This window comes from Psychrobacter sp. TAE2020, from assembly GCF_018919485.1.
GTDB lineage: Bacteria > Pseudomonadota > Gammaproteobacteria > Pseudomonadales > Moraxellaceae > Psychrobacter.
The window spans coordinates 185,217-211,561 of sequence record NZ_JAHLMU010000001.1 but is presented as its reverse complement, the minus strand read 5'-3'; the positions used below and the strand labels follow the sequence as shown (position 1 = coordinate 211,561).

Genomic DNA, 26,345 nt, shown 5'->3' with positions numbered 1-26,345 from the left:
TTATAGTGATATCAATTACATTGGAAAAATTTAACTATGGTTGAAACCAAGAAAACAATTTATTTAGACCAAAATGTTTTAACAGAGTTGAGAATCAATAAGCTATATGCAAATGATTTAAAGTTTGTACAACTACTAAAATTACTGATTTCTAAGGAATATACTATAGTTTACTCACGTGTAACTTTAAGTGAAATATATAATATAGGTAATAAAGACTATATCGAAGAACATCTGAAAACTTTAAAGTTGTTAAATGCGATTTACTTGAACAGTATATTCACACTCGATGAACACGACGTGACTAATATTTACGAAAATTTTGTCAAGTCATATGAAAATAAGTTCTCTAAAAAAATACATTTCAGTGCTAAAAATTTTATCAAGAAGCTAAACGGTATCAATGTTGGAATAACTACTAAGGACAGTTTTAATAATATGCTTAGCGAAGCTATTGACATGCCATTTTCTTATCTCAATGAACGATTACCAATAATGATAAGAGCAAATAAATATATTTCAAAAAAAGCAGCTGGTTTTACAATAAAATATTTTTCCAGTATAAGTGATGAGCTACTAGACTTTGACCCAGTTAAGTTTAGACAGTATATCAAAATAGATACCGAAGTTAAGGCAATAGAAGCTGAACAAGCTATGTTCGTTGCTATCAAAGCTCTATGTGATTACGACCCTCACTTTATAAATATATTTCAATTCAATGAAAACAATATAGAAACAAAAATTGAATTCTTTTTTAACTTTCTTAATTGGATAGGCTATTATCCTGACAAATTTCAAAATGATACTAATAAAAAAGGTTTCCATGCTGCATCTATGCGTGATGCAGCTCATGCTGGAACTGCTTGGCACTTTGACTATGTTATCTCAGATGACTATAACTTTAGGCAAAAAACTAGAGCATGCTACGCTTATGTTGGTTCTAAAACGAAAGTGCTTTCTATTGATGAATTTCTGTCATTACATTAATTTCTAATCCGATCACTAGATCGATACTGTGCAATAGACTTAGCTAAATGAGCAACGTTAGCGGGCGACTTAAGTAAATACAGCGTTTCCATCAAACTATCATAATGTTTAAGCGACATAATTACCGCATCGTCTGCTTTAGGACGTTCGATAGTCATTATTTTATCGTAGTCACATACAGCATCTAAAATTACTTTTAGATCATTATTAGCCTCTGAAAAATTAATTATTTTCATGTTATCTATCCTAAAGTAGTCAGTTTATATATTGCAAAATCAACTCTTAAACTAACTATGAGTTGAGCATAACGATTGGCAAAATAAGGCCTATGTTTAAGAATCCAACCTAGTTCAACTAAAGTTTTTATCGTCTTTTTCTACAATGATCTCTAACTTTAGTACCATTTTTTCTTACGTAAGAATTAACCCAGTATTCGCCTGTAGAACACTGGTTTGAATAACTGCTATTTTTTTGAAAGACTTCACAGGGAATACCATTGTTATCAGCATCTAAGTTATATGGGTCATAATTAGAGTTGAACCCATTAGATGTGAAAAATTGTATTGCTTCAGCCTGGCTACTAAAGTTTTTACAGTTATAGTTTCCATGCAGATCGGATTGCGAAGAAGTCGTCTTTGGTATATTTGGCGTTGTTTCAACGTATTTATCAGCGCTAGAAATTAATGAAAAAACCTGAGGACTTACACCTATAAAAATTTCTCTTCCTGTTTCTGAGGGGTCAAATGCAACAAGCATCTCAGTTTCATTGAAATAATATGTCTTACCATAGAAATCTACTGAATCGTCAGCATTATAAAAAACTGACCAATCAGAATGCTGTATTAGTTTATGGTTAAATGACTGTGTCAAAGCTTCCCAATCATTTATAAAACCCTGATGTTCTTGAGCATAACTACCGCATATCCATTCTGTTTCAGGGTCTTGGAGTGCATATGAATCACAATCAGTCATTGAACTATCTAAGCTTCTTATTGCTTTTGTTGCAAAATTATAATGTGCAGTAGCTGTATTCATCTCTTTTGCAAAGCATGAACTACAGAATAATAAAATCATTAATACTAAGCACTTCATTTATTAATCCCAAATTATAAAAATCTTTATGTCACTTCACCCGCTGAAAAATCCTTAATTTTTGTAGGCTATACCTTTAGCCCAGCATATTAATTTTATAACGTTAATTTCAATAATAGATACCAATGTTTATTGATGACTAAAATTAAAAAACCGATGCCATATAAACTATACAACATCGGCTCCTTTGTATTTATCAGCTTAGAGTGCTAAAAAACTAAGCAATATCTAACGTACCATCGATAAACTCTTTAGCAAAACGCTGCAGCATACCGCCAGCGTTATACATCTTTACTTCATCAGCAGTATCTAAACGGCAGATGATAGGCACTTCTGTTTTGCTGCCGTCAGTACGGTTAATCACTAGCGTCATCATACCGCCAGCAGATACTTCACCGGTCACATCAAATACTTCGGTACCGTCGATATTAAGCGTATTGCGCGTAACGCCTTTTTCGAACTGTAGGGGCAGAGCACCCATACCGACTAAGTTTTGACGGTGAATGCGCTCAAAGTCCTCAGCGACCACTACTTCCACCCCGGCTAAACGCACGCCTTTAGCAGCCCAGTCACGGCTTGAGCCTTGACCATAGCCATCACCTGCGATAATGATAAGCGGCTGATTACGGTTCATATAGGTTTCAATGGCTTCCCACATGCGCATAACTTGACCTTCGGGCTCAACACGAGCTAGCGAGCCTTGAATAACATCACCGCTCTTATTATCACTGCCATCACGTACCATTTCATTAAGCAGTTTAGGATTGGCAAAAGTAGCACGTTGAGCTGTTAAGTGATCACCGCGATGGGTGGCATAAGAGTTATAGTCCTCAGAAGGTAGACCCATAGTGTCAAGATACTCGCCAGCCGCTGAATCCCCTAAGATAGCATTAGACGGTGACAAATGGTCGGTGGTGATGTTATCACCAAGTACCGCTAATGGGCGCATGCCTTTTAGCTTATTCATCGCTGCCATTTTGCCTTCCCAATACGGCGGACGACGGATATAAGTGGTTTGCTCACGCCAGTTGTATAGTGGGCTTAAAGCTTTGCCTGTATCTTTTTTGGCTTCATCGAACATCGGTATATACACCGCATTGAACTGTTCGGGTTTCACGGCTGCGGCAACGATAGCATCAACTTCATCATCATCGAACCAGATGTCTTTTAGATAAACATCATTACCGTTTTGGTCTTGGCCTAATGAGTCTTTTTCGATATCAAAGCGAATATTACCAGCGATAGCATAAGCGATAACCAATGGCGGTGATGCTAAGAATGCTTGCTTAGCATAAGGATGGATACGACCATCAAAGTTACGGTTACCCGATAACACAGCCGTAGTAAACAAGTCGTTATCGATAATCTCTTTTTCGATATCAGGGTCGAGTGCGCCACTCATACCATTACAAGTAGTACAAGCAAAGCCCACCACATCGAATCCAATCTGTTGTAGCTCAGACATCAGACCAGCTTCTTCTAGATACATTTTTACGGTCTTAGAACCAGGGGCTAAAGAGGACTTCACCCAAGGCTTACGCAATAGACCTTTTTCATTAGCATTACGAGCGACTAGTCCAGCAGCCACCATATTGCGTGGGTTGGAAGTATTAGTACAGCTAGTGATAGCTGCAATAATAACCGCGCCGTCTGGCATCATACCGTCTTTTGGCTCTGGTAGTTTTTCATCAGCGCCGTGGGCGATACCTTTAGCGACTAAGTCGGTCGTTGATACCCGAGCATGTGGACGCGAGGGACCGGCCATATTCCGTACTACTGCTGACAAATCAAACTCAAGCACACGGGCGTATTCGGCTTTTTCCATGCCATCAGCCCATAGGCCAGTTTGCTTAGCGTACTGCTCGACTAGTTTGATTTGTGCTTCGCTACGACCAGTCAAGCGTAAATAATCGATGGTTTGCTCATCGATATAGAACATCGCTGCGGTCGCGCCATATTCAGGGGTCATGTTGGAGATAGAAGCACGATCACCAACGCTGAGCTGGCGAGCACCTTCACCGAAGAATTCGATATAAGTCGAAACCACTCCAGCATCACGTAAGAATTCGGTCATTGCGAGTACTAAATCGGTACCCGTTATACCTTTTTGCAATTTACCGGTGAGTTTGACACCAACGTAATCTGGCAGGCGCATATAGGAAGGATTACCGAGCATCACGCTTTCAGCTTCTAAGCCACCAACACCGATAGAGATCACCCCTAAGGCATCAACCATTGGTGTATGGCTGTCAGTACCAACTAGCGTATCCGCAAAGGCAACTTTATAGCCGTCTTTACCCTTAGCTACTTGTACAACAGGTGACATCTTCTCAAGGTTAATTTGATGCATAATGCCATTACCAGGTGGCACTACGTTGACGTTATCAAAGGCATACTGACACCAGTTGATAAAGTGAAAACGGTCATCGTTACGACGCTCTTCGATAGCTCGGTTTTTTTCAAAAGCATCTTCTTCAAAGCCTGCATGTTCAACAGCTAAGGAGTGGTCAACGATTAATTGAGTGGGTACGATAGGATTAACTTTCGAAGGATCGCCACCTTGCTCAGCGATAGCATCCCGTAGGCCGGCTAAATCTACAAACGCAGTTTGACCTAAAATATCATGACAAACTACACGCGCAGGATACCAAGGAAAATCAAGATCTTGCTTACCTTCGATATGTTGTTTTAGCGCAGCGGTTAAATCCTCTGGTGGGCAACGACGCACTAAGTTTTCGCACAATACCTTTGAGCAAAACGGGAGCTTGTCATACGCGCCAGCCTGAATATTTTCAACGGCTTCGCGAGTATCAAAATAATGCAGCTCGGTATCAGGTAAAGGCTTTTTGAAGTGGTCGTTCATCGGTTGTACTAGAGCGTTGTCCATAAGTCACCTTTGGCAGTTAGCTGTTTGGAATGTGAAGAAAATATAATAAAAGAGTAATTCTTTTAGCAAAGTCATTGTGAATTGTTAAATAAGTCTTTGCTAAAAAAACGTTATAAATAGCTGACAATAGCGGTAGGGCGCGCGGGGCACACCCTACCATTAAGCAACCTATTGCTTTACTGCGAACTATTAACGAGCACTAATATCCGGCACATAACGCAATTCTTCACCGATATACTCGGCACTTGGGCGAATGATACGGTTATTAGCCCGCTGTTCAAACACATGCGAGGCCCAACCCGTTAGGCGCGAGCAGACAAAGATAGGGGTGAACAGCTTAGTTGGAATACCCATGAAGTGATAGGCTGACGCATGGAAGAAATCTGCGTTACAGAACAGTTTTTTCTCACGCCACATGACTTCTTCACAGCGTACAGATACAGGGTAGAGCACCTCATCACCAACGTCTGCTGCTAGTTTCTCAGCCCAGCCCTTGATGACCACGTTACGTGGATCTGATTCGTTATAAATCGCATGACCAAAGCCCATAATCTTATCTTTACGCGCCAGCATAGCCATCATTTCCGTTTCTGCTTCATCTGCTGAGTTAAAGCCAGCAATCATATCCATTGCTGCCTCATTAGCACCGCCATGCAAGTGACCCCGTAAAGAACCAATGGCACCAGTGATACAAGAATGAATGTCAGATAAAGTAGAAGCACAGACACGAGCAGTAAAGGTTGAGGCATTGAACTCATGCTCAGCATAAAGAATCAAAGAGACGTTCATAACCTTTTCGTGCAGCTCGTTTGGCTTTTCACCTTTAAGCAGATGTAGGAAGTGACCACCGATAGTGTCATCATCAGTCTCAGTTTCGATACGCTCATTGTCATGAGTGAAGCGATACCAGTAGTTAATAATAGAAGGGAAAACCGCTAGCATACGATCAGCTTGATCGTTTTCTTCGGCAAAAGCTATTTCAGTCTCAAGGTTACCCAGCATAGAGCAACCAGTACGCAATACATCCATCGGATGCGCATCGCTTGGGATACGCTCAAGTACGTCTTTTAACGGCTGTGGTAGGCCACGTAGCTTTTTAAGCTTAGCTTGATAAGCATCCAGCTCAGCTTGAGTCGGTAGATTGCCGTATAGCAATAGATAAGCGACTTCTTCAAAGATGCACTTGTCTGCCAGCTCTGAGACATCGTAACCACGATAAGTCAGACCAGAGCCTGATTTTCCGACTGTAGATAATGCTGTTTTGCCTGCGACTTGACCACGAAGACCTGCGCCTGAGAGTTCCTTTTGTCCTGCTTGGTGTGCTGCCATGGTAAATTCCTTTTGTTGGTAGCTTAGGGTAAGTAAAAACGGTTACTTGCTGTTAGGTCAAGCGCTGAGTACGGTCGTCTATGATTAAATCAGCGCTTGAATAGTACGGTTTACTGCTACTAGTAGACTGCTGCTAGTAAAATGAGTCGTTTATTTATTATCGGCAAATAGTTTGTCTAAAGTTTGCTCGAACTCATGATAGTTTAAGAAATGATAAAGCTCCATACGGGTTTGCATAGTATCGACGACTTTGTCTTGGGTGCCATCAGAGAGAATATGCTGATAGACGTTCAAGGCGGCTTTGTTCATCGCTCGAAAGGCTGACAATGGATATAACACCATATCAACACCAACGCCTTGTAGCTGCTCAGTAGTATAAAGATCCGTCTGACCAAATTCCGTCATGTTAGCTAGTACTGGAATATCTAACACATCAGTGAACTTACGATACATCTCGATATCAGTCAAAGCTTCAGCAAAGATCATATCCGCCCCCGCTTCTTGAAAGGCCAGTGCACGTTCAACAGCAGCATCTAACCCTTCAACCGATAAAGCATCAGTACGGGCCATCACTACAAAATTCTCGTCAGTTTTGGCATCCATAGCTGCCTTTAGGCGATCGACCATCTCAGCGATACTGACGATTTCTTTATTAGGGCGATGACCACAGCGCTTTTGAGCTACTTGGTCTTCGATATGCACGGCTGCAACCCCAGCTTTTTCCATTTTTCTGATGGTCTGTGCAATATTAAATGCACCACCAAAGCCAGTATCGATATCTACTAGTAAAGGGGTGTCGACCGCGTCAGTAATACGACGGGCATCCTCTAATACATTATCTAGGCTAGTCATACCTAAGTCTGGTAGACCAAATGAAGCATTGGCTACGCCAGCACCAGAAAGGTATATAGCTTTATGACCAGCTTGAGTGGCCATCATAGCCGTATAAGCATTGATAGTACCGACGATTTGTAGGGGTTGGTTGTTAGTGTTTTGCTGTTGCATGGCATTACGAAAGCGCGCGCCTGCTGAAATTGAAGTCATTTTATAATCCTTAGCTGGTTTTAATATAAGCTTTTTTAACACGGTATATTTTTAATATAACGATAAAGTGGGCTAGGTGTAGGGTATCTGTACAATGCCTGAATACCTTTAGACTATAGATAATCCAAGCACTTTTAAAGAGCTATTAAAGAGCTATTGTTTAATAAATAACTATTAACTATTTAAAAAAAATTAATCTATCCGTTTTATGAATAATTATATCTATAAAACAGTTGTTTAATGTCTGCTTTATTCATAACAACCAAAATGGAGGGGATAATAGTTAGACAAGATTTACATCTAGTTACAATTAACCCTCGTGTATCTGTAGAGACTTAGAGAAGCTGCCTACTAATATCAATATTACTAATGAAAAGACCAGTACTCAGTGGATACTGGACAATTGAATAAAAAAGCCCCTATAGCTAACTAAGCTAAAGGGGCTTTGATTAATAGAAGGTTAGATTACTTTGTTAGGCGACGTGAGCAATAAAGGCCTAAGCAAATAGCCCAGCAAAATTGGCTAGGAACAACAGAGCAAAACCGCCTAAGAATATCAAGCCAGCAATCGATAGAGCATTCATACCGGGTGATAGTTTTTGATGGCTCTTAACCAATGAGTAGTTAAGCCAACCAAAAATAGGCGCCGAAACAAAGGCAGATATCATAGCGAATTTCAGCATAGTGCCTAACTGTCCTGCGAAGAAACTAATGATAACTAAGCCGCCACCGATAGCATAAGTGGTCCAAAAGGCGACTTGTTTCTTATTGATCTCACTTTCACCTTTTAACAAGCGCCAGCACTCGGCATTGGCACGTCCGTAGCCATCTGCACAAGTAATGGTAGTACCGAACATGCACATAAAGGCTACGAAGGCGACTAGCAGTCGAGACCATTCACCAATAGTGTTGGTATACATACTAATAAGCTGGTCGATGTAAGCACCGCCGGCGATCTGTATCTCTTGACCAGAACCGTACTGTACAAATACCCCTAGTGCTAAAAAGAATAGTGCCAAAATAGCAGAGATCGAATAGCCAACGTTGAAATCAAGCAGTCCTTGACGCTTAGTCGTATTATCAGCTTTTCTCTTAGCTGAAGTCCACATAGAAGTAATTGCCGCAAACTCAAGTGGCGCTGGCATCCAGCCCATTAGCGCTACAATGAAACCCAAGGTCGCTAAGTTCCAAGGAGAAGCGGCTATAAAGTCTGGAGTCACTACCGTTGGCTTGCCAGCGGCGATAATTACCGCTGCTAGGGTTGCGGTAGTCAACGCAATCATAATCCATTTGGTTAGCCCATCGAGCAGCTTATAGTGACCCGCTATCAAAAATACCCAGCATACCGCGGTTACTATCAGTGCCAAGGCAATCGTTGACAAGCCAATAGAGGCGGGTAGCATAAAGCCTAAGATCACTGCAGCAATCAAGGATACGGCACCAGTACTAATCACTGCCGACAGGACAGAGAGAATAAAGTAGATCCAAAGATAGGCTTTTGAGCGTTTGGCATAACCGGCAATTAGACTCTCGCCAGTATCATAGACATAATCTGTACCGAAACGAAAGAATGGATATTTAAAGACGTTAGCTAAAATAATCATGATAGCCAACTGCCAGCCGTAGATTGCGCCCGCTTGTGTCGATGAAATCAAATGCGAGCCACCAATAGCTGCTGTCGCCATCAAAATTCCAGGCCCAAATATACGCCAGCTAAAGCCTTCTTGTGCAGTACTGGCTGTTGCATCTGGATTGTTGAGTCGTTGTGTGGTCATGAGTACCCCAAATATAAAATATGGCAAGCTATCACTGACCTGTGAGAGCTTGCTAGTAATTTTTGCCGATTAAAGTTTATCAATAAATAAAAATAGTGGTAACTTTAGCATAGCGCACTTAATTAAGGATAATAATTATTTTCGTGGTTTAAACCAACTATCCGTTTTGAGTGCTTAATTTTTAGACAAACTGCTGCCGCCGATAAGTGATACCACGCTTCTCATAGACTTCATAAATAGCGTTTAATAAGTTAGGAACTTTAGGATGGCTAAAGTCTTTTAGGGTATGTAGATAAATAGGGGAAGTGACATTTTCGTGAATCAGACGCTGATAGCTAATCTGATCAGTACGCATGTTTTGCAAGCTGGCAGGCACTAAAGTAATCCCTTCACCGGCAGCGACTAGCCCCAGCGCCACTTGTAAATCACTCACCTTAGTGGTAGCAAATGGGGTGATACCGTATTGAGCAAACAAGTTTAATAAAGGTTCAGTCACACTATGAGCCGCCGTAGTCTTAGTGCGGTTGGCGTTAGGCACTGTAGGCTGGTCGTTGTGAGTGGCTGTTGTACTAACTGTAAAAGCGCCAGCACTTATGTCGGTTATGTCAGTTATCTGCGCTGGCAAGTGAGTTTGATGATATAGAATCAAGCGGTTATTGACCAAATCAATCAAACGCTGGTCTTTAGTGTGAGCTAGAGGATGCGCTTTTGGCAAAGCGACTACATAACGCTCATGGCGTAACAAAATCTGCTGAATCCATGGATCCTGATGAGGGAATCGGCTAAAACCTACGTCGATCTCACCCGATTTTAGCGCCTCAACTTGTTGGTAGGAACTGATATCCTTAAGGTTGACTTCGATATCAGTAGGGTAGTCGGTACTGGCAAGTTTTGAGGGTTTACACTCTTTATTGGAGCTATCACTATTGCTGTTATTATTGTCACTGCGACTAGTGCTATGTTGCTTTAGGGTGGCGATAACTTCTGGCAGCAGACCGTAGAGTACTGAGGGGACAAAGCCAATATTGAGCGTTGCGTTAGGTGCTGCCAGCCGCTGAGTCATATTAGTAATAGTTGACAGCTCGGTCAGTACAGCGCTTACTTTGTCATAAAAAAACAGTCCAGCTTCTGTCATCTGTAGTGGTCGGTGATAACGATTAATGAGCTCGACACCAATATCAGCTTCCAGCTGTTTTAACAGCCGACTGAGACTTGGCTGTGATAGCCCTGTGGTCTTGGCAGCCGCGCTAAAACTCTGTAATTCAGCGATTGCAACAAAAGCCTTAATCTGTTTTAGATCCATAACTAGGGTATACCTTTGTTCTATTTTCTATAGCCAATAAAAAATCGGCATTTGGTGGTGTTTTATCTGCCTTTAACATAATTAGTGCTGGTTTATAAATTTAGCTACAATACCAGATTAGCGATATCCTTACACTATATGGTAAGCTTATATAAGGCGGTAGCTCAGCAATAATATGACTCGCAGTCATGCAATAGTTTATTTAATAGTATTTTGAACTTTCCAATCGTATCTAGAAAGCAGATTAATCTATATAGGGAACATAGTTATCAAACTCCCAATTTAAACGTATTCTCATCTACAAAGTACTAAGGTTCCTTTTTAGGAAAATCTCGTAGTTTATCTATATAGTTAGCCCAGTCTTGCATCATTCGTACTCGAGTATCGATCTCATCTAGTCGATTATAAGCACCGCCATGCGTGTCTTTTATCCTATGGCCCAGCTGTAACTCTGTTACGATATCCGAATAGCGTAACTCAGGTTGTTCCATAAGCAAGGTTTTAGCTGATGCCCGAAAGCCATGAGCACATTGAACCTCTTTATAGCCAAGTCTATGAAATACTTGTACTAGCGCTGCTTTACTAATATAAGGATTACATGAGGCGCGCATCGATGCAAACACATATTCATTATGACCTGTGGCTGCTTGAATGCTGCGTAAACGTTGAATCACCTGAGTGGCTAATGGTACGACCAATTGCGATACCATGTCATCACGACCTTCGCCTTTTGTTGGGGAAAACCCCCATAGCTTGTTATCCCAATCTATATCTTGCCAGCGCATAGACCGCAAATCGATACTACGCACGAACACATAGGGCAGTAGATTCATTGCCTCCAAAGTGATTTTATTTGCCCCTTTGAAATTGGACATATCATTCAGGAGGGTGGCAAACTGATCAGGTTTGGTAATAGCTGGTAAGTGGTTGCCTGAGCTGGCAGGTGCTAGCTCGCCACGTGTATCAATAGCTACGTTTCTATCGCATAATCCTCTTGCGACAGCGAATGAAAATACTTTTTCCGTATAAAGACGAGTGCTAGCACCAACGAAGGCTGCTTGATTTTCATTATTTTGAATAGCCTCACACACAGTTAATATCATCTCGCTGGTGATATCGTTCATTCTTAAGTCGCCAATCTCGCGACACATATATCCTAGACATAGATCCCAATATTCCAGTGTCGACTCACTGAATGAGAGTTTAGATTTACCTTTATGACTACTTAATGTCTTATGGTCTCGCCAAGCTTGGGCAACCTCAGCAAACGTGGCGTTTTTTAGATGGGCATATTTATTCACTTGTTGATGTTGCTGTAAAGCCTTAGGGTCAACACCCTTTGCAACCATGTTGAGTATGGACTCGGCTTTATATTTCACCTCATATAAACTAATATCATTGATCTTGCCGAGCATCATTCTAGGTCGCTTACCATCGATATGTGGATGGGTATAACGAAGGTAATATTCTTTTTTGCCGTTTGGGTAGATGCGCACACTTAAACCAGCAATACCTGAAATACTTACTGAATAATCGTTATCTCGGCATTCAAGTTTATTAATATCATTTAAGTTGTCGACAGCCATGATGTATATCCGTAAGCTTTATAAGCAAGGTAAGTAGTGAGTGTTAGGCTATTATTTCTATATTGAGATTTAGAATAATCTTTGTGCCTGTTTTATAAATCTTGGAAAGTGCCTTCTAGAAAATATAGATAGCTATTGGACACTAATATGGACACTGTTACTTATTAGATAAGTTAGAAAACCTTTCAAGTAATAGACATTATACTACAATTATCCCCAAGGTTACCTTGGGGATAATTGTAGTATAACGACTGAATGAGGAGTAGGCCATGTGTTTATTGCGGTTTAGGTTGTTATTATTCTTTATTTTGGTCAAATAATTGGGGTTAGTATAAGAGGAATGCTTTATCTAGCATTCGATTGAGCGTATTTTTGACAAAAATCATGCTCGTGTACTCGCACAGAATTGTTTAATCAGGGTCATAGTACTGTTCTGTGCAAATTTGCAAAGTATCAACATAGTACTTTAAATTAAGATGTTTCAGGAAGAATGAGAGAGGTTAGACAAGATCGATGAATGTTTCATTTATTTAGAGAGCTTTTTTGGTGACTCTAAATAAAAACGTATTGCAACGTAGTTAGCTATGAAACTAGCAACTATAAGGTGTGCCTAGACTAGGACTGACTGAGATGCCAACAATCGAATGATAGGGAATTTGATTGTTAGGTGATGATTAGAAATGAGAATCTATGCGAAGGGCTTGATAGGTCTTGTGCAGGTAATAAGCTTAGCATTGATGAGCAAAGCAAGCTTACCAAACAGATTAACTCTGAATGAATAGTAAAATTACTGTATTTACAACATATCTACAATAGGCTTCTGTAATATATATAGAGGCTATTAGCGACTTGAATTAATACATTAATCGATTACGGATACACTAGGATATATGAAGACTCTATACATTAAGGCTTCAAGATATATCAGTTAGTAATTATATCAATGATGGTTATAATGGTCATTTAAACAAGCAATACATATTATGGTTAAGTAGTCATCAACCAATCTTGATAAGGATTTATTATATAATTATAATCCCGTGACTTATCATCAGGTACTGTCTATTTAACATAATATACATTATGCGAAAACAAACTAACGGTTTCTATAAGTTTGTTAATAGCTATTCTATAAGGCTTTTTACTTCTTATATGACATTTGCTTATAATTAACGGCTGTATTAAGCCTTAGCTCATATGCTTCGCTGACTGCATGAATAACAGTAAAACACTTTATATCTAAGCCACATATAAATTTTGGGCTTATCATTCATTATTCATTATTCATTATTCATTATTCATTATTCATTATTTAGATAATCTGATCTTTACTGACAGCTCTGTAGCAAATGAGCTTTTAGAGAAATATTCTTCACTAAAACCACGTCAGCTATTTTGCAAACACTATCATCACAAGATAATTCATAATAAATATTGCTGCCTTGCGCTAAGCTAACTTTAACTAGACCTTGCTCAGTCACAGCGAACTGTTTGTTTTGTGAATAATCAGGATCTTGAGAATCCCATAGCACATCATAATCGATACCACAGTTCAGCTGTTCTCTATCGAAATAATCGTCTGCAAGCTGAAATGCAGCTTTTAGCTCCGGATTGCTATATTGCTGCAAAACTATAGGATTATCCATACCTTCGGTACTGACATCTTGCTGATACATCTTTTCGATAGTAGCTACTTTCATCGCCGTAAGTCTCTGTTGCAGCTCTACATCATTGGCTATGGCATTAACTGCTATTCCGGTGCCAATGATTGCTACTAACACATACAATATGTATTTTTGCATAATGTTATCCACCCAACACAATTTATGACTTCATAAGCCCTAGTTACAGTATAGCTACTTCCTTAATCTGCTGCATAATGGTATTAGTAAGGTTTAGTGCGATCCATTGACTCTAAGGATATCGTTATGAAAACATTACCTTGTTATAAACTAGCCACTAGCAGCTGCACAGCGTTATTAATGTTGGCTACCGGCTGTCAATCAGTACCTGCTACCGATACCAGCATAAATGATGAAAGCACGTCTATTCCATCTCAACCACCAGCTAGCGCTAGCCAGAAAACCCTTACTGAGCAAGCGCTACATATCCAGCGTGCGCTTGCCAGCCAAAATTATGCTGACATCATCGATGATATTCACCCCACTCGTGGTGTGCGATTGTCGATGTATGCTTATGTACGTCTAGATTCTGACAAAGTCTTTAGTCGTGCCCAATTCGCCCAGTACTTGCAGCAGTCCAAAATCCGCTTTACTTGGGGTGATCTGGACGGTGCTGGTGAGCTATTTATTGTGTCATTACCAACGTACTTAGACACTTGGGTCGATGGCAGTAAGTTCAATGAAGCCCGTATAACCGTTAATAAGTTTGAGTCTAGAGGCAATATGATTAACAATATCAACGACACCTACCCAGACTTAGATGTGGTTGATTTCTATCGTAAAGGTAGCGAGAAATCTAACGGTATGGACTGGCGTGGTATGCGCTTAGTGTTTGATGAGTATCAAGGTAAGCGTTATTTAGTGGCTATCGTCAATGATCAGTGGACGGTATAAGGCTTCAATTAGGCAAAGATCATGGCCGCTTTACAGAAAACCATGGTTAATAGTCTAGAGTGTAAGACGCTTCAATGTCAGCCTACCCGCCACAACACTGAGGCCTATATATAGAGGGAGTATGACTGTTGGTACCATTCGTACTATCGATACTCCTCATCCTATAGCTGTCTGTAGATAGCGGTTATAAAAACAAAATTTTGAGCATTAGTATAAATAGCCGATAACAAACTACAGGTAATTTAAATCTTCACGATATATTTGTACTTTATCGTATCTGTGGCAACCTTAAACCATCAAACGCTTGTTGTGTAATGCCCTATAGACGTTGTATAGTCAACATAGGACACGGACGTTGTCGCCGCTATTAAGCATAAAATAGCGGTAACCTCATCTACTATAACAATGTATAACTTTGCCAAGGATGTGTGAGGTATTTATGAATAAAAAATCAACTCAGAGTCAATCCCAAAGCCAGTCTGTAACAGACAGCAAAAATAATCAGCAGCAGAGCCAAGCCACTATAACCACTACTAAAATAAACGCTGCCAAAGATTCTGCGCCACACCCTAGAAAAAAGCTTGAGAGTTTTGATGAATTAAAAATAGCCGATGGCCAATACCGCCCAGTAGCCAAGGCGGTAGGTGATTGGCTAGATAATATCAATAGTGACGCCCTTAACCACCTGAATGAACAAGCCGAAAACATCTTTTATCGTAAAGGCGTTACCTTTACGGTATATAGCGATGCCAAAAATATCGAGCGTATGATTCCGTTTGATATTATTCCTCGTATCATCGCCGCTAGCGAGTGGCAGCTGATAGAAAAAGGCTGTAAACAACGTATCACCGCGCTCAACGCATTCTTGCACGATATCTATCATGATCAAGCTATCATGAAGGCTGGTGTTGTTCCTGCCAGCTATGTCTATGCTAGCGGCTGCTATGAGCCTTGGATGATGGGCATCGAACTTGACAAGCCTATTTACTCTCATATCAGTGGTATCGACTTGATTCGAGATGAAACAGGTACCTTTTGTGTATTAGAGGATAACTTGCGTACGCCCTCTGGTGTCTCTTATATGCTCGAGAGCCGGAATATCTCAGAAACCCTATTATCGGATATGTTTACTAAGACCCCTATCCTAGGCATCAGCGACTATCCAAATCGATTGAAGAAATGTCTAGCTAGCTCAACCAGCAAGTATGATCCTCAGATTGTCATCTTAACGCCAGGGCGCTTTAATAGTGCTTATTATGAGCATGCCTTTTTGGCGCATGAGATGAATGTACCGCTAGTCCATGGCTATGACTTAGTAGTGGAAGATAGCAAAGTTTATATGCAAGGTATTCGCGGCAAAGTACAAGTTGATGTGATTTATCGCCGCATTGATGATCCTTATATCGATCCTTTAGCCTTCCAGTCCAACTCTATATTAGGGGTATCAGGACTGATGAGTGCCTATCGAGCTGGTAATGTCGTTATCGTCAATGCTCCTGGTACTGGTGTGGCTGATGATAAGAGCTTGTATCCGTTCGTTCCCGATATGATTAAGTTCTATTTAGGTGAAGAAGCTATCTTACCGAATATTGAAACTTATCAATGTCGTAAACCTGATGAGCTCAAATATGTGCTCGATAATTTAGACAAGCTAGTGGTAAAAGAGACTCAAGGATCAGGGGGCTACGGTATGCTCATTGGCCCAACTTCTAGTAAAGAAGAAATTGAAGACTATCGTTTACGCTTGCTTGAAAATCCAAGCGGCTTTATTGCTCAGCCGACGATTTCGCTATCAACTAACCCTACTGCCGTCAGCGATGGTGTTGCACCACGTCATATTGACTTACGTCCCTTTGTTTTGAGTCATGGCGATGGTTCAGTAGATATAGTGCCCGGTGGCTTGACTCGGGTAGCTATGGTTGAGGGCTCACTAGTAGTCAACTCCTCTCAAGGTGGTGGTATCAAAGACACTTGGGTTATTGATGATACAGATTTAAACCAAAGTAACGTGGACGCTAGCCCCGCAAGTAATAGGCAAGCTGGCAAGACTAATAAGCTATTAGAGAAAAATACTACTAGTCACCCTGAATACTATGATCGCTTACAGCCAATAGAGGCAGGCTATGATCATCTAGATGATGCGCCGATGATACTACTATTGTCTACCGCTAGTCATCTAATATGGCTGGGTAGATACGGCGAGCGTCTATACTATTACGACAGCATAATGAAGCAGCTGATTAAAGGCGATCTTGAAAAATCACAAGTGCAGCATTTGGTTAGTTGTCTGGGCTTTAAGGCTGATGTAGAAGCACCGCTCAAAACTATGAAAGCGCAAATAATGACTAATCTTGAGCAAGAAATAATACCTAACGTAGTACAGTCGATTGAGGCTAATGTGCAAGAGGCTAAAGGGGTTCTTGGCAAAGATACTGCCGAGCTCTATAACCTGATCAAGCGACTCAGCAGTGCAGGTACTTATCGGGCGGCAACCTTGCAGCTCTACGCTTGTAATGCGGCTATGAAACAAGAGCATTCTACAGTAACTTGTTTTTGGCAATTAGGACGCCACTTTGAGCAGCTTGAACGAGCGGTGTTATTAGATGAAAACTCCATGGAAGTCAGTCTTCAGTTTAAGCACTGGATTAATGAGCTACCGGAAAATACGCGCTGGCGTGAGCTAATCCGTCTGACCAATCAGATGATTAAATCTAAACGATTTAGTGATTTCAATCTTATTAGCAAAGAGTTCAATCTGATTCTACGCCAAGGGGTTTAGTGCCGTTATTAACGCTAAATATTGAGCTACTATTTAACGACTTCGTAATTTAAATGCGTCATCAACTTAAGCCTACTATAAAAAACAAGGATGCTATTATGAAATTACAAATCAGTCATCAGACCAACTATTACTATGAAGAATTGGCTCAGCGCAGCGTACAGTATATACGCATGACTCCTATGCAACTACCCCATCAAACTATTCATAAATGGGATGTGATGCTGCCCAAAGTAGCTACCAATCAAAAAGACGGCTTTGGTAACGATTGGTTGACCCTAAGTCGTAACGAAGCTCACAATAATTTGCAAATGCAGGCCTCTGGTATCGTCGAGATTAATACCGAAACGGAGTACTTAGAGGATATGGATAATGTGCCCTACTTACTATTTACCGTGCAGACGCCATTGACCAAATGCTCTCAGGAGATGCGTGATTTCGCAGCGCCTCATCTAAAAACGGTCACTCATGATAGTCTAACAAAACTGGCCAATGAGCTTATAATGAGAATGCCTTTTGTCAAAGATGTGACTCATGTAGGCACTACCGCTGCTGAGTCTTTTGCGATTAGTGCTGGTGTATGCCAAGATCATACTCATGTGTTTGTAAGTTGCCTACGAGATCAACAAATTCCGGCACGCTATGTGTCGGGCTACTTATATGATGATACCGAAAACCATATGGCCAGCCACGCTTGGGCAGAAGCTTGGTTAGATGGCTACTGGTATACTTTTGACATCTCAAACCAGTTATTCCAGCCCAGCTCACATGTCTATGTCGCTATTGGGCGCGACTACTTAGATACCGCGCCAGTACGCGGTGTACGGATGGGTGGCGGCTATGAGAATCTTTATAGTCAAGTGCTAGTGACCAGATTATCTTAACCTATATTATTTTTTGACTACAACTTTACTAGGTGTTTATATGACTTATTGTGCGGCTATTCGCTTAAAAGACGGCATGGTTTTCGCAAGTGATACTCGTACCAATGCTGGTGTTGATCATATATCAACCTTTAAAAAAATCTATCAATATGGTATCGAAGGTGAGCGCTTTATAGTACTACAGACCGCGGGCAGTCTCGCCACCTCGCAAGCAGTCTTTACTAAATTACAAAATGATATCGATCAGCGTGCTGAGCCTAATATCAATACAGTGATTACCTTGTTTGACGCTGCACAAATGGTCGGTGAATGTATGCGCTCTATTATGAATCATGCAAAATCAGTAGCTAATGCAAGTACTGATGGCGCGTTCACTAGCTCCTTTATGCTGGGGGGGCAAATTAAGGGGCAGTCTCCTGAGCTGTATAGGATTTATCCTGAAGGCAATTGTATTCGAGCCACTGAAGATACACCGTTCTTCCAATTGGGAGAAAGTAAATATGGTAAGCCTATCCTTGATAGGTCGGTAAGCTATGCTACGGATCCCAGACATGCAGCCCGAGCTTTGATGCTGTCTTTTGACTCCACTATTCACTCAAACCTATCAGTAGGTATGCCCATAGATTTTTTGTTGTATGAAAATGACAGTCTAAAACTACCTAAAGGCCGCCGTATTGATGACAACGATGAGTATTTTAATACTATTCGCCATCAGTGGTCAGAGGCGTTACGCCGTACTCTAGTTGAACTACCTAAGGCTCCCGATGGTTATTGGGATAGTTAAAGGAGACTTATGCCAAATTCAAAAACCTATTTACTGTTATGGATACTCGCTCCCATAAGCGTCTATGCTACTTTTGGCCCTGAGGACAGCGGTGATTATTTATCCAATACTACGGTAACTCCTAGCCAGCAGCAAGTAATGCAGGATGCTATTTATATCAAGCAAGCGCTTGCTTATAAAAACTATCAGGCCGTTGCACCCCTCATTCATCCAACTCGTGGTGTGCGCTTCTCGATGTATGCTTATGTTGACCTCAAGAGTGATAAGGTTTTTAGCCGTGCTCAATTCACTCAGTATCTTAAAGCCTCTAAAATTAAGTTTACTTGGGGACAGCAAGACGGTACTGGCGACCTCTATATAACCCCGCTGCCAGCTTATTTGACTGCTTGGGTTGATGCTAGTAAGTACCAAGCAACCGCGCCTACAATTAACCAGTTCCAGGGCTTTGGCAACAGCTTAAATAATCTAACCGATATTTATAAGAACCATGATTTTGTTGAATTTTATCATCCTGGTAGCGACAAGTACTCTGGGATGGATTGGCGAGCCATACGCTTAGTCTTTGCTGACTATAAAGGTAAGCCTTATCTAGTCGCTATTGTTAGTGATCAATGGACTATATAAGCACTCAGGATAAGTATTTATGATAAGCATTTAGGAATTGAATATTAAGCATATTAGGTAGTGTTGCCTATTACTTTTATTACTCTAGCCCTAATAAGACTGGTGCTTAGCGCTTATTATTACTCAACTATTAAATCAGCGCTAAAATAAATATAAAAAAGCCTACAAAATTGCAGGCTTTTTTTATAATAGAGCTTTGAAGACTTTAGTTTAGAAAACTCTTATTCAACTTTATAGGTTAACCTTATTGGTCAGATGACTCTAATCAAGCAGCACGTTACCATACTCTCTACGCAAATCATTTTTTACCATCTTGCCAGCACCATTCAAAACGATATTATCGACAAAGATGACTTTATCCGGTATTTGCCAACTAGCAACGCGCCCATTATAAAACTCTAGAATTTGTGCTTCCTCAACACTAGAGCCCTGCTCTTTTACTACGATCAATACTGGACGCTCACCCCATCGGGTGTGTTTAGCAGCAATAGCAGCAGCCATCTTAATTTGCGGATGTTCTACAGCGATATTTTCCAGCTCTACAGAGGATATCCACTCACCGCCCGACTTTATTAAGTCCTTAGCTCGATCACGAATATTCATATAACCATCAGTATCAATGGTAGCAATATCACCAGTATCGAACCAGCCATCTTCGGTAATGGCCTCTGGACTCTCAGTGAAATAATCACTAATCACCCAATGTCCACGAGCTTGCAAGTTACCTTGAGAATGCCCATCCTCAGCGACTGCTTGCTTTGGATACTCAGTGTCCATCAAGCGTATTTGTATCCCATAGGGAGGACGACCTTGCGATTCGCGTAAACTATTCATCTCACTATCACTAAGTGATTTATGCTTAGCCTTTATCTGGTTCATAGTGCCAAGAGGGCTAGTTTCGGTCATGCCCCAACCGTGAATAGCGTCACAATTGAAATTCTCTCGAAAAGTCTTAATCACTGATGGTGGGCAAGCTGCGCCGCCGACAATCGTTCGAGTCATACTATTGAGTTTGCTACCGCTATTCTTGGCAGCTGTCAGTAAGCTTTGCCAGATCGTTGGTACTCCTAGAGCCACTGTCACTTTATAATCATCAATCAGAGACACTAAGCTGTCACCATCTAGATTAGGCCCTGGCAGTATTAAAGAGCAGCCGGTGAGCGCTGCCGCATAAGGAGTTCCCCAAGCATTGACATGGAACATGGGCACGACTGGTAGCAACACATCTTGAGCAGACAGTGATGAGACATCAGGCATACACAAAGCTATAGCATGCAGTACTGAGGAGCGATGGGTGTATAAGATGCCTTTAGGATTACCAGTAGTCCCCGAGGTATAGCATAGCGAGCTCGCCGTAGTTTCATCGAACTGTGGCCAATCAAAATCAGGAGAGCTTTGCTCTAATAGTTCATCAAAAAATAGAGTTTCAGGCAGTTGTGCTAACACTTTATCATCGCGAGCCCCTAAACATATAAAGTGCTTAATGCCTTTGAGACCGTCTTTAATAGCCACAATCAGCGGCAAAAATGTAATATCAAAGAACAGAGCTTGGTCATCGGCGTCATTAACAATGTAGCTGAGCTGCTCGGGGAACAAGCGTGGATTGATAGTATGACAGATCATGCCACTACCAGAGATAGCATACCAAGCCTCTAAATGGCGGCGGTTATTCCAAGCTAAAGTAGCTATTCGATCTGCCGACTTTAGGCCCAATGCCGCTAAGGCATTTGCCATTCGCTTCGCGTTATTAGAAACTGTGAGCCAATCACTATGAGTCACCGTCCCATCTACCTCTTTCGATAACACGGCGGTATCACCATGATACTGAGCCGCATGCTCGATCAAACCACTAAGCAGCAACGGCTGGTACATCATCTTTCCTAACATAGATATCTCCCTATATTGATTTTATAACGCTCATCCATGGGCATCCTTAGGTCTGGTAACTCACACCTAAGATAATCAGTATACGGCATCAGCTTGGCCAACTGTAGCGATAACGTCTTAGTTTATGCGGCTATTTTTAGTCACTTATTGTCTTAATTAGCTTTGATATCGCTGACGGTATTCTCTGGATAATATATCGTAAGCCCGTTTAAAGGCCTGACTAAAATACGACTACTTACTACGGTTTCTCCCAACAATAGTATCTATATTTTTATGTATTTCCTATATTTTATTAGTCATAGTCCAATAAAATATATTTGTATTGCTCCAAATTATTAATATCGCTATATTATATTGAGTTTCTTACTTATGATAGTCTTAACTATCAATTAATTATTGTTAATTATTAAAACTAACATTAATAGGTTGAAGCTTTAATTGAATAGTAAGCTGAAAATTATCTGGAGTTTTTATGCCAAAGAGTGAACTGACAGGAAGTCTTCTAACTCGTACTCTGTTAGAAAGAGGTGATACACCAGTATGGTGTGCTGTGGCTGATAGTTGCGATGAAGAAGCAATACAAGATTTAACTGGTAATGATTTTACCGCTCTTATTAGCTCATGTGATGAATATAGTTTCTTCAGTACTAGCGGTATACAGTGGTTGTGTGCGGTACCTATTAAAATAGTGCTGATTATAGAAACTTGAATCGGTTTACGTCATGCTGTGGCCACTAAATATTAGGCCCAAAAACTAAGTAAAAACTGACTACTCAGTTAAAAATGAGGGGGTCATAAACAAGGCGACAAACATGGTCGCAAATAATCTTCTAAACCATAAAACTAAGCTGTTACATTAATAGCAAGTATTAGTTTTATGGTTTGCATTATCTTAAAAAATGCGACTATGGACTATGGACTATGGACTATGGATTTTAAGTTCCTGCTCATTTGAATTTATTCTAAAATGATCTAGTAGCGATATATCAACAGCTCAAGTCACCACTAGACGCATTAACTGAGTACTGATATAACCACCAAAAGTACCCATAGCATAACCAAGAATACCTAAAAACACTCCGACAGGTGCCAATGACGGATGAAAAGCAGTAGCCACAATTGGCGCTGACGAGGCGCCACCAGTATTAGCATTGGAACCAACAGCTAAAAAGAAAAACGGCGCACGGATAATTCTAGCAACAATAAAAATAATAATCACATGGATAGTCATCCACACTAAGCCGATCAGTAGTAATCGCCATTGCGAGACTATGCCCGCCAAATTAATCTGCATACCGATAGCGGCAATTAACACAAATATGAACACTGTGCCTATTTTAGAGGCGCCCACGTGGTCGAGCCTACGAATCTTAGTAAAAGAGAATATAACGCCTATTATGGTAATGATCACTACCATCCAAAAGAACGAGCTAGCAAAGCTGTATTGTACCGCCCAACTATAAGGCGCAAAAAACTCAGCAATCTGCCCACCGATGAAGTGCGCAACCCCTACCATTGCAAAACATAAGCCAAACAGCACCATCAAGTCATTCAAGGTTGCCGGTCGCTCATTATCGCGCTCATAGCTTTCGACCGCCTGAATGACTCTTTCAATGCTGCTAGTATCCGCCTTCAACAGTCGATCTATTTTATCGCTATGCTTTGCGAGCACTAAGATAATCAATAACCACAGTGAAGCGTTAGTAGTATCTACCAAAATCATCATGCCAAACAGATCGTCGCTGACCCCAAACAGCTCTTTCATCGCGGCTTGATTAGCAGCACCCCCTATCCAACTGCCCGCTACTGCTGAAAAGCCACGCCATAGCGTATCGTCGGTAAACATCTCAGGCGACACCCACTTAGCCAAACCCAAGCTTATAGGTCCACTAATAATGATAGCGACTGTTGCCGCCATAAACATAGCAATAGCTTTCCAACCAAGACCCAATATCTTTGGTACATCCATGGATAGGGTCATCAATAGTAAACTAGCGGGCAGTAAATAAGTCGCCGTAAAACCATAAATCTGTGAGCCTATGCCGTCAGCAAAAACCCCCAGACTATTCAACGTTGCCGGTATGAAGCAGCACAGAACAATACCTGGCAACAGCGCATAAAAACGTCGCCAAAACTTACCAGGTAATCCTTGGGTATAAAACACTAAGCCAATAATGGCCATGATAATGCCAAAGGCAACCGGCAAGCTGTCGATCTGTGAAGCAGTAAATGATGACGAAATCATGAACATCTTAGCGTTCCATATGCAAGCTAGATAAAAGGGACAAAAGGTAATAAAAGTTGGCAGTATAATCAAGGTTAAACTTGGGTGCAAGGGGCTGCTATTAGTCCATGAAGCATTTTTTAACTATAGCTATCTATTTCAAAATAGCGCAAGACTACTCCTAGTTACTGGAATTTAAAGCCAAAAAAAGCCAGATAATAATTATCTGGCTTTTCTGACTCACTATAAAGGTTATTTAATGACTGAAATATTATCAGTCATTAAATAACCTTTAATTAAGAGTTTTTGTTACGGTTGTTGCCTGCAGGACGGCCTTGGCCGGCGCTACCTGCACCTGAACGGCTAGCTGGACGACCTTGGCTACCACTTGGACGACCACGACCAGTTGCAGCGCGTTCGCCACGTGGGGCGCTAGTGCCGTCAGTACGTTTGCCTTGATAAGGTTTGCCGCCAAAGCGATCATTAGGCTTACCTGATGCATCACGTGGCTTACCTTGATAACCGCTGTCGTTGCTGGCACGTTGACCAGTAGCGCTGCTGCTATCGCTTGAACGACCACGGCCTTGAGGACTGCTGCCACTAGGCTTACCTGCATAGCCACCACCAGCTGGACGACCACGGCCTTGACCATTACCGCCGCCTGCTGAACGACCACGACCACGGCCACGACCATTACCTTTATTTTCGCTTGGTACATAAGTCTTTTTAGGCTCTAAGCCTTCAATGACTGATACTTCCATTTTGCGGTTAAGATAGCGGTTGATAGCATTTAACTGTGGACGATCATCCATGCTACATAAGCTGATAGCTACACCACTACGGCCAGCACGACCACAACGACCGATACGATGAACGTAATCTTCAGTTTGGCGTGGTAAGTCGTAGTTAATAACGTGTGATAGTGCTGGAACGTCAAGACCACGAGCAGCGACATCAGTTGCTACTAAGATTTTGCATTTGCCGTTACGTAAGTCTTGCACGATACGGTTACGCTTACTTTGTGGCAAATCACCATGTAAGAAGCTAGCTTTATGACCATCTTCTTGTAGCTGTTTAGCTAGCTTTTCAGTGCTGCGTTTAGTAGCTGCGAAGATGATTACCTGATCAACGTCTTGTTGACAAACGATTTTGTCTAAGATTTTGTTTTTATGATTGAAGTCATCACAGTAATACACTGTCTCATCGATGTGAGCAGATTCAACTTTGATAGCAACGCGTTCTGGGTTAGTAGTAAAGGTAGCTGCGATTTTGCCAACAGGACCATCCCAAGTTGCAGAACACATAATAGTCTGACGATTAGTAGGAGCTGCGCGTAAGATGTCACTGATATCATCAGCAAAACCCATATCAAGCATGCGATCTGCTTCGTCAAGTACTAGTACTTCAAGGTTTGATAAGTCAACGCGACCAGCATTGATATGGTCAAGTAGACGACCAGGAGTCGCAACGATAACTTGTACACCCTTTTTTAGAGCAGTAATCTGACCGTTATAAGGAGCGCCACCAACTAAGGGCACACAAAATAGACCACGCATATCTTTAGAATAAGTACGTACGCTATCATGTACTTGCTGAGCAAGCTCACGTGTTGGCGTTAGGATAAGGGCTTTAGTTAGTTTGTCAAAGCTAGTAGCACGGCTCAAGCGATCAAGTACTGGGATCACGAATGCAGCTGTTTTACCACTACCTGTTTGCGCAGACAATAGTAAGTCACGACCTTCTAGAGCAAAAGGAATAGCTTGTGCCTGAATAGGAGTTGGGTTGGTGTAACCACTACGCTCAAGTGCAGCAAGAATTGGCTTGGCAATATTAAGATCAGCAAAAGTGGTTTGATTTTCTTCAGAGTTGGCTTCAGAAGTGCTAGCATCAGTAGCTTGTGCAGTAGTATCTGTAGTTGCCGTATCTTGGGCAGTAGTGTCTTCGATAATACCGTTTTGTGCAGCGATTGTAGATAAGATGTCAGTCATGAGAATCCTTGGTAGAGTAAGCCGCTGCAAATTCAGCGAACTTGATGCATACCACTGATAACCGTTCATCATGTAAAGTGTTTATTGAAAATCATCAATAAAGGCTCTGCATGGCGTCTGACGTATTTTGGTGGTAGTGCCGAGTGTCTTATCCTTGCTTGTCACAGTCAAACTACAATAGCTTTATCCAAAGCAAGTAGTAGCAAATAACAATCAATTTAATCCATCACATAGGATTAGTAGATAAGATATGAGTCAAAAATAACCCTAGTGTTAAAGCGTTATTTAAGTACACAAAATCATCGGCAACAATTACTCTTGGTCATCCCAGACCCAAAATCGTAGGCGATGTTATCAATCTCATAATTCACGTCAACCTAAGCTAACGTGGCGACGTAGTATAGCATAATAAATACATTATACTTATATATTTTAATCTTTAAGTTAAAAGCGGTTGTTAAACCGTAAAGCCTAGCTCAATAATAGTGTTTTAACTTCTAGTGTTTTTTAGCAACCACCTTGCAGAGTGAGTTAGCAAAGTACTACTTTGCCAGTCTGCCACACCAGATCGATTGCTCGTAGTCTTACTCGTAGTG

At 41.2% G+C, this 26,345-nt stretch carries 19 protein-coding genes; 7 read left to right on the top strand and 12 right to left on the bottom strand.

Translation table 11 applies throughout. The annotated features are described in order from the left end of the window. Positions 1 to 36 precede the first annotated feature (36 nt). Positions 37 to 987 (top strand): hypothetical protein, encoded by a 951-nt coding sequence (locus KPY62_RS00825; RefSeq protein WP_216580402.1) that lies wholly within the window; start codon positions 37 to 39, stop codon positions 985 to 987. Here the strand turns inward: KPY62_RS00825 and KPY62_RS00820 are convergent. The 9 genes from KPY62_RS00820 to KPY62_RS00780 form a co-directional block, all read right to left on the bottom strand. Next, on the bottom strand, positions 984 to 1,223 hold the full coding sequence (locus tag KPY62_RS00820) for a type II toxin-antitoxin system Phd/YefM family antitoxin (protein ID WP_216580401.1): 240 nt from the start codon (positions 1,221 to 1,223) through the stop codon (positions 984 to 986). The two genes, KPY62_RS00825 and KPY62_RS00820, sit on opposite strands and share 4 nt — an antisense overlap. A gap of 127 nt (positions 1,224 to 1,350) precedes the next feature. Continuing rightward, positions 1,351 to 2,022, bottom strand: a complete 672-nt coding sequence (locus KPY62_RS00815; RefSeq protein WP_216580400.1) for an excalibur calcium-binding domain-containing protein — start codon at positions 2,020 to 2,022, stop codon at positions 1,351 to 1,353. A 274-nt stretch (positions 2,023 to 2,296) separates the two neighbouring features. After that, positions 2,297 to 4,942 carry a Fe/S-dependent 2-methylisocitrate dehydratase AcnD gene (gene acnD / locus KPY62_RS00810; protein WP_216582979.1) on the bottom strand — a complete coding sequence of 882 codons (2,646 nt, stop codon included), beginning with the start codon at positions 4,940 to 4,942 and terminating at the stop codon, positions 2,297 to 2,299. 213 nt (positions 4,943 to 5,155) lie between these two features. After that, positions 5,156 to 6,295, bottom strand: a complete 1,140-nt coding sequence (prpC, locus tag KPY62_RS00805) for a bifunctional 2-methylcitrate synthase/citrate synthase (protein ID WP_216580399.1) — start codon at positions 6,293 to 6,295, stop codon at positions 5,156 to 5,158. Between the two features lie 150 nt (positions 6,296 to 6,445). After that, positions 6,446 to 7,339, bottom strand: a complete 894-nt coding sequence (gene prpB / locus KPY62_RS00800) for a methylisocitrate lyase (protein WP_216580398.1) — start codon at positions 7,337 to 7,339, stop codon at positions 6,446 to 6,448. A gap of 497 nt (positions 7,340 to 7,836) precedes the next feature. Then, positions 7,837 to 9,114, bottom strand: a complete 1,278-nt coding sequence (locus tag KPY62_RS00795) for an NRAMP family divalent metal transporter (protein ID WP_216580397.1) — start codon at positions 9,112 to 9,114, stop codon at positions 7,837 to 7,839. Positions 9,115 to 9,295: 181 nt separating this feature from the next. Next, the gene (locus KPY62_RS00790) at positions 9,296 to 10,417 is read right to left on the bottom strand and encodes a LysR family transcriptional regulator (protein ID WP_216580396.1); all 1,122 of its coding nucleotides are present in this window, start codon (positions 10,415 to 10,417) and stop codon (positions 9,296 to 9,298) included. A gap of 308 nt (positions 10,418 to 10,725) precedes the next feature. Further along, on the bottom strand, positions 10,726 to 12,003 hold the full coding sequence (locus tag KPY62_RS00785; RefSeq protein ID WP_216580395.1) for a tyrosine-type recombinase/integrase: 1,278 nt from the start codon (positions 12,001 to 12,003) through the stop codon (positions 10,726 to 10,728). A 1,328-nt stretch (positions 12,004 to 13,331) separates the two neighbouring features. Continuing rightward, positions 13,332 to 13,805, bottom strand: a complete 474-nt coding sequence (locus tag KPY62_RS00780; RefSeq protein ID WP_216580394.1) for a hypothetical protein — start codon at positions 13,803 to 13,805, stop codon at positions 13,332 to 13,334. Positions 13,806 to 13,931: 126 nt separating this feature from the next. Here KPY62_RS00780 and KPY62_RS00775 point away from each other — a divergent pair, with 126 nt between their 5' ends. The 5 genes from KPY62_RS00775 to KPY62_RS00755 all read left to right on the top strand — a co-directional run bounded on the left by KPY62_RS00775 (position 13,932) and on the right by KPY62_RS00755 (position 19,650). Further along, a complete protein-coding gene (locus tag KPY62_RS00775; RefSeq protein ID WP_216580393.1) occupies positions 13,932 to 14,579 on the top strand; it encodes a hypothetical protein in 648 nt (215 codons plus the stop codon). 439 nt (positions 14,580 to 15,018) lie between these two features. Further along, positions 15,019 to 17,358 (top strand): circularly permuted type 2 ATP-grasp protein, encoded by a 2,340-nt coding sequence (locus tag KPY62_RS13995; RefSeq protein WP_216580392.1) that lies wholly within the window; start codon positions 15,019 to 15,021, stop codon positions 17,356 to 17,358. Positions 17,359 to 17,456: 98 nt separating this feature from the next. Further along, positions 17,457 to 18,242 (top strand): transglutaminase family protein, encoded by a 786-nt coding sequence (locus tag KPY62_RS00765; RefSeq protein ID WP_216580391.1) that lies wholly within the window; start codon positions 17,457 to 17,459, stop codon positions 18,240 to 18,242. A 40-nt stretch (positions 18,243 to 18,282) separates the two neighbouring features. Then, complete coding sequence (locus KPY62_RS00760) at positions 18,283 to 19,026, top strand: peptidase (RefSeq protein ID WP_216580390.1); 744 nt, start codon at positions 18,283 to 18,285, stop codon at positions 19,024 to 19,026. A gap of 9 nt (positions 19,027 to 19,035) precedes the next feature. Beyond that, positions 19,036 to 19,650: a hypothetical protein gene (locus KPY62_RS00755; RefSeq protein WP_216580389.1), complete on the top strand. Its 615-nt coding sequence runs from the start codon at positions 19,036 to 19,038 to the stop codon at positions 19,648 to 19,650. Between the two features lie 261 nt (positions 19,651 to 19,911). Here the strand turns inward: KPY62_RS00755 and KPY62_RS00750 are convergent, their stop codons facing one another. Continuing rightward, positions 19,912 to 21,537, bottom strand: coding sequence for a long-chain fatty acid--CoA ligase (locus KPY62_RS00750; RefSeq protein ID WP_216580388.1), 1,626 nt, complete (start codon positions 21,535 to 21,537; stop codon positions 19,912 to 19,914). A gap of 472 nt (positions 21,538 to 22,009) precedes the next feature. Between KPY62_RS00750 and KPY62_RS00745 the strand changes: the two genes are divergently transcribed. Next, positions 22,010 to 22,246, top strand: coding sequence for a hypothetical protein (locus tag KPY62_RS00745; RefSeq protein WP_216580387.1), 237 nt, complete (start codon positions 22,010 to 22,012; stop codon positions 22,244 to 22,246). 285 nt (positions 22,247 to 22,531) lie between these two features. On the opposite strand, the gene KPY62_RS00740 is transcribed toward KPY62_RS00745, so the two are convergent. After that, positions 22,532 to 23,788 carry a DUF819 domain-containing protein gene (locus KPY62_RS00740; RefSeq protein ID WP_228730507.1) on the bottom strand — a complete coding sequence of 419 codons (1,257 nt, stop codon included), beginning with the start codon at positions 23,786 to 23,788 and terminating at the stop codon, positions 22,532 to 22,534. A 269-nt stretch (positions 23,789 to 24,057) separates the two neighbouring features. Then, on the bottom strand, positions 24,058 to 25,749 hold the full coding sequence (locus KPY62_RS00735; protein ID WP_216580386.1) for a DEAD/DEAH box helicase: 1,692 nt from the start codon (positions 25,747 to 25,749) through the stop codon (positions 24,058 to 24,060). Between the last annotated feature and the right edge of the window lie 596 nt (positions 25,750 to 26,345).

Bases quoted from the DNA above. Each gene is read 5' to 3' on its own strand.
- KPY62_RS00825 (WP_216580402.1), top strand. From the start codon at position 37: ATGGTTGAAACCAAGAAAACAATTTATTTAGACCAAAATGTTTTAACA.
- KPY62_RS00740 (WP_228730507.1), bottom strand. From the start codon at position 23,788: ATGTTCATGATTTCGTCATCATTTACTGCTTCACAGATCGACAGCTTG.
- prpC (WP_216580399.1), bottom strand. From the start codon at position 6,295: ATGGCAGCACACCAAGCAGGACAAAAGGAACTCTCAGGCGCAGGTCTT.
- acnD (WP_216582979.1), bottom strand. From the start codon at position 4,942: ATGAACGACCACTTCAAAAAGCCTTTACCTGATACCGAGCTGCATTAT.
- KPY62_RS00780 (WP_216580394.1), bottom strand. From the start codon at position 13,805: ATGCAAAAATACATATTGTATGTGTTAGTAGCAATCATTGGCACCGGA.
- KPY62_RS00745 (WP_216580387.1), top strand. From the start codon at position 22,010: ATGCCAAAGAGTGAACTGACAGGAAGTCTTCTAACTCGTACTCTGTTA.
- KPY62_RS00755 (WP_216580389.1), top strand. From the start codon at position 19,036: ATGCCAAATTCAAAAACCTATTTACTGTTATGGATACTCGCTCCCATA.
- KPY62_RS00820 (WP_216580401.1), bottom strand. From the start codon at position 1,223: ATGAAAATAATTAATTTTTCAGAGGCTAATAATGATCTAAAAGTAATT.
- KPY62_RS00795 (WP_216580397.1), bottom strand. From the start codon at position 9,114: ATGACCACACAACGACTCAACAATCCAGATGCAACAGCCAGTACTGCA.
- KPY62_RS00790 (WP_216580396.1), bottom strand. From the start codon at position 10,417: ATGGATCTAAAACAGATTAAGGCTTTTGTTGCAATCGCTGAATTACAG.
- KPY62_RS00785 (WP_216580395.1), bottom strand. From the start codon at position 12,003: ATGGCTGTCGACAACTTAAATGATATTAATAAACTTGAATGCCGAGAT.
- KPY62_RS00765 (WP_216580391.1), top strand. From the start codon at position 17,457: ATGAAATTACAAATCAGTCATCAGACCAACTATTACTATGAAGAATTG.
- prpB (WP_216580398.1), bottom strand. From the start codon at position 7,339: ATGACTTCAATTTCAGCAGGCGCGCGCTTTCGTAATGCCATGCAACAG.
- KPY62_RS00775 (WP_216580393.1), top strand. From the start codon at position 13,932: ATGAAAACATTACCTTGTTATAAACTAGCCACTAGCAGCTGCACAGCG.
- KPY62_RS00815 (WP_216580400.1), bottom strand. From the start codon at position 2,022: ATGAATACAGCTACTGCACATTATAATTTTGCAACAAAAGCAATAAGA.
- KPY62_RS00735 (WP_216580386.1), bottom strand. From the start codon at position 25,749: ATGACTGACATCTTATCTACAATCGCTGCACAAAACGGTATTATCGAA.
- KPY62_RS13995 (WP_216580392.1), top strand. From the start codon at position 15,019: ATGAATAAAAAATCAACTCAGAGTCAATCCCAAAGCCAGTCTGTAACA.
- KPY62_RS00750 (WP_216580388.1), bottom strand. From the start codon at position 21,537: ATGTTAGGAAAGATGATGTACCAGCCGTTGCTGCTTAGTGGTTTGATC.
- KPY62_RS00760 (WP_216580390.1), top strand. From the start codon at position 18,283: ATGACTTATTGTGCGGCTATTCGCTTAAAAGACGGCATGGTTTTCGCA.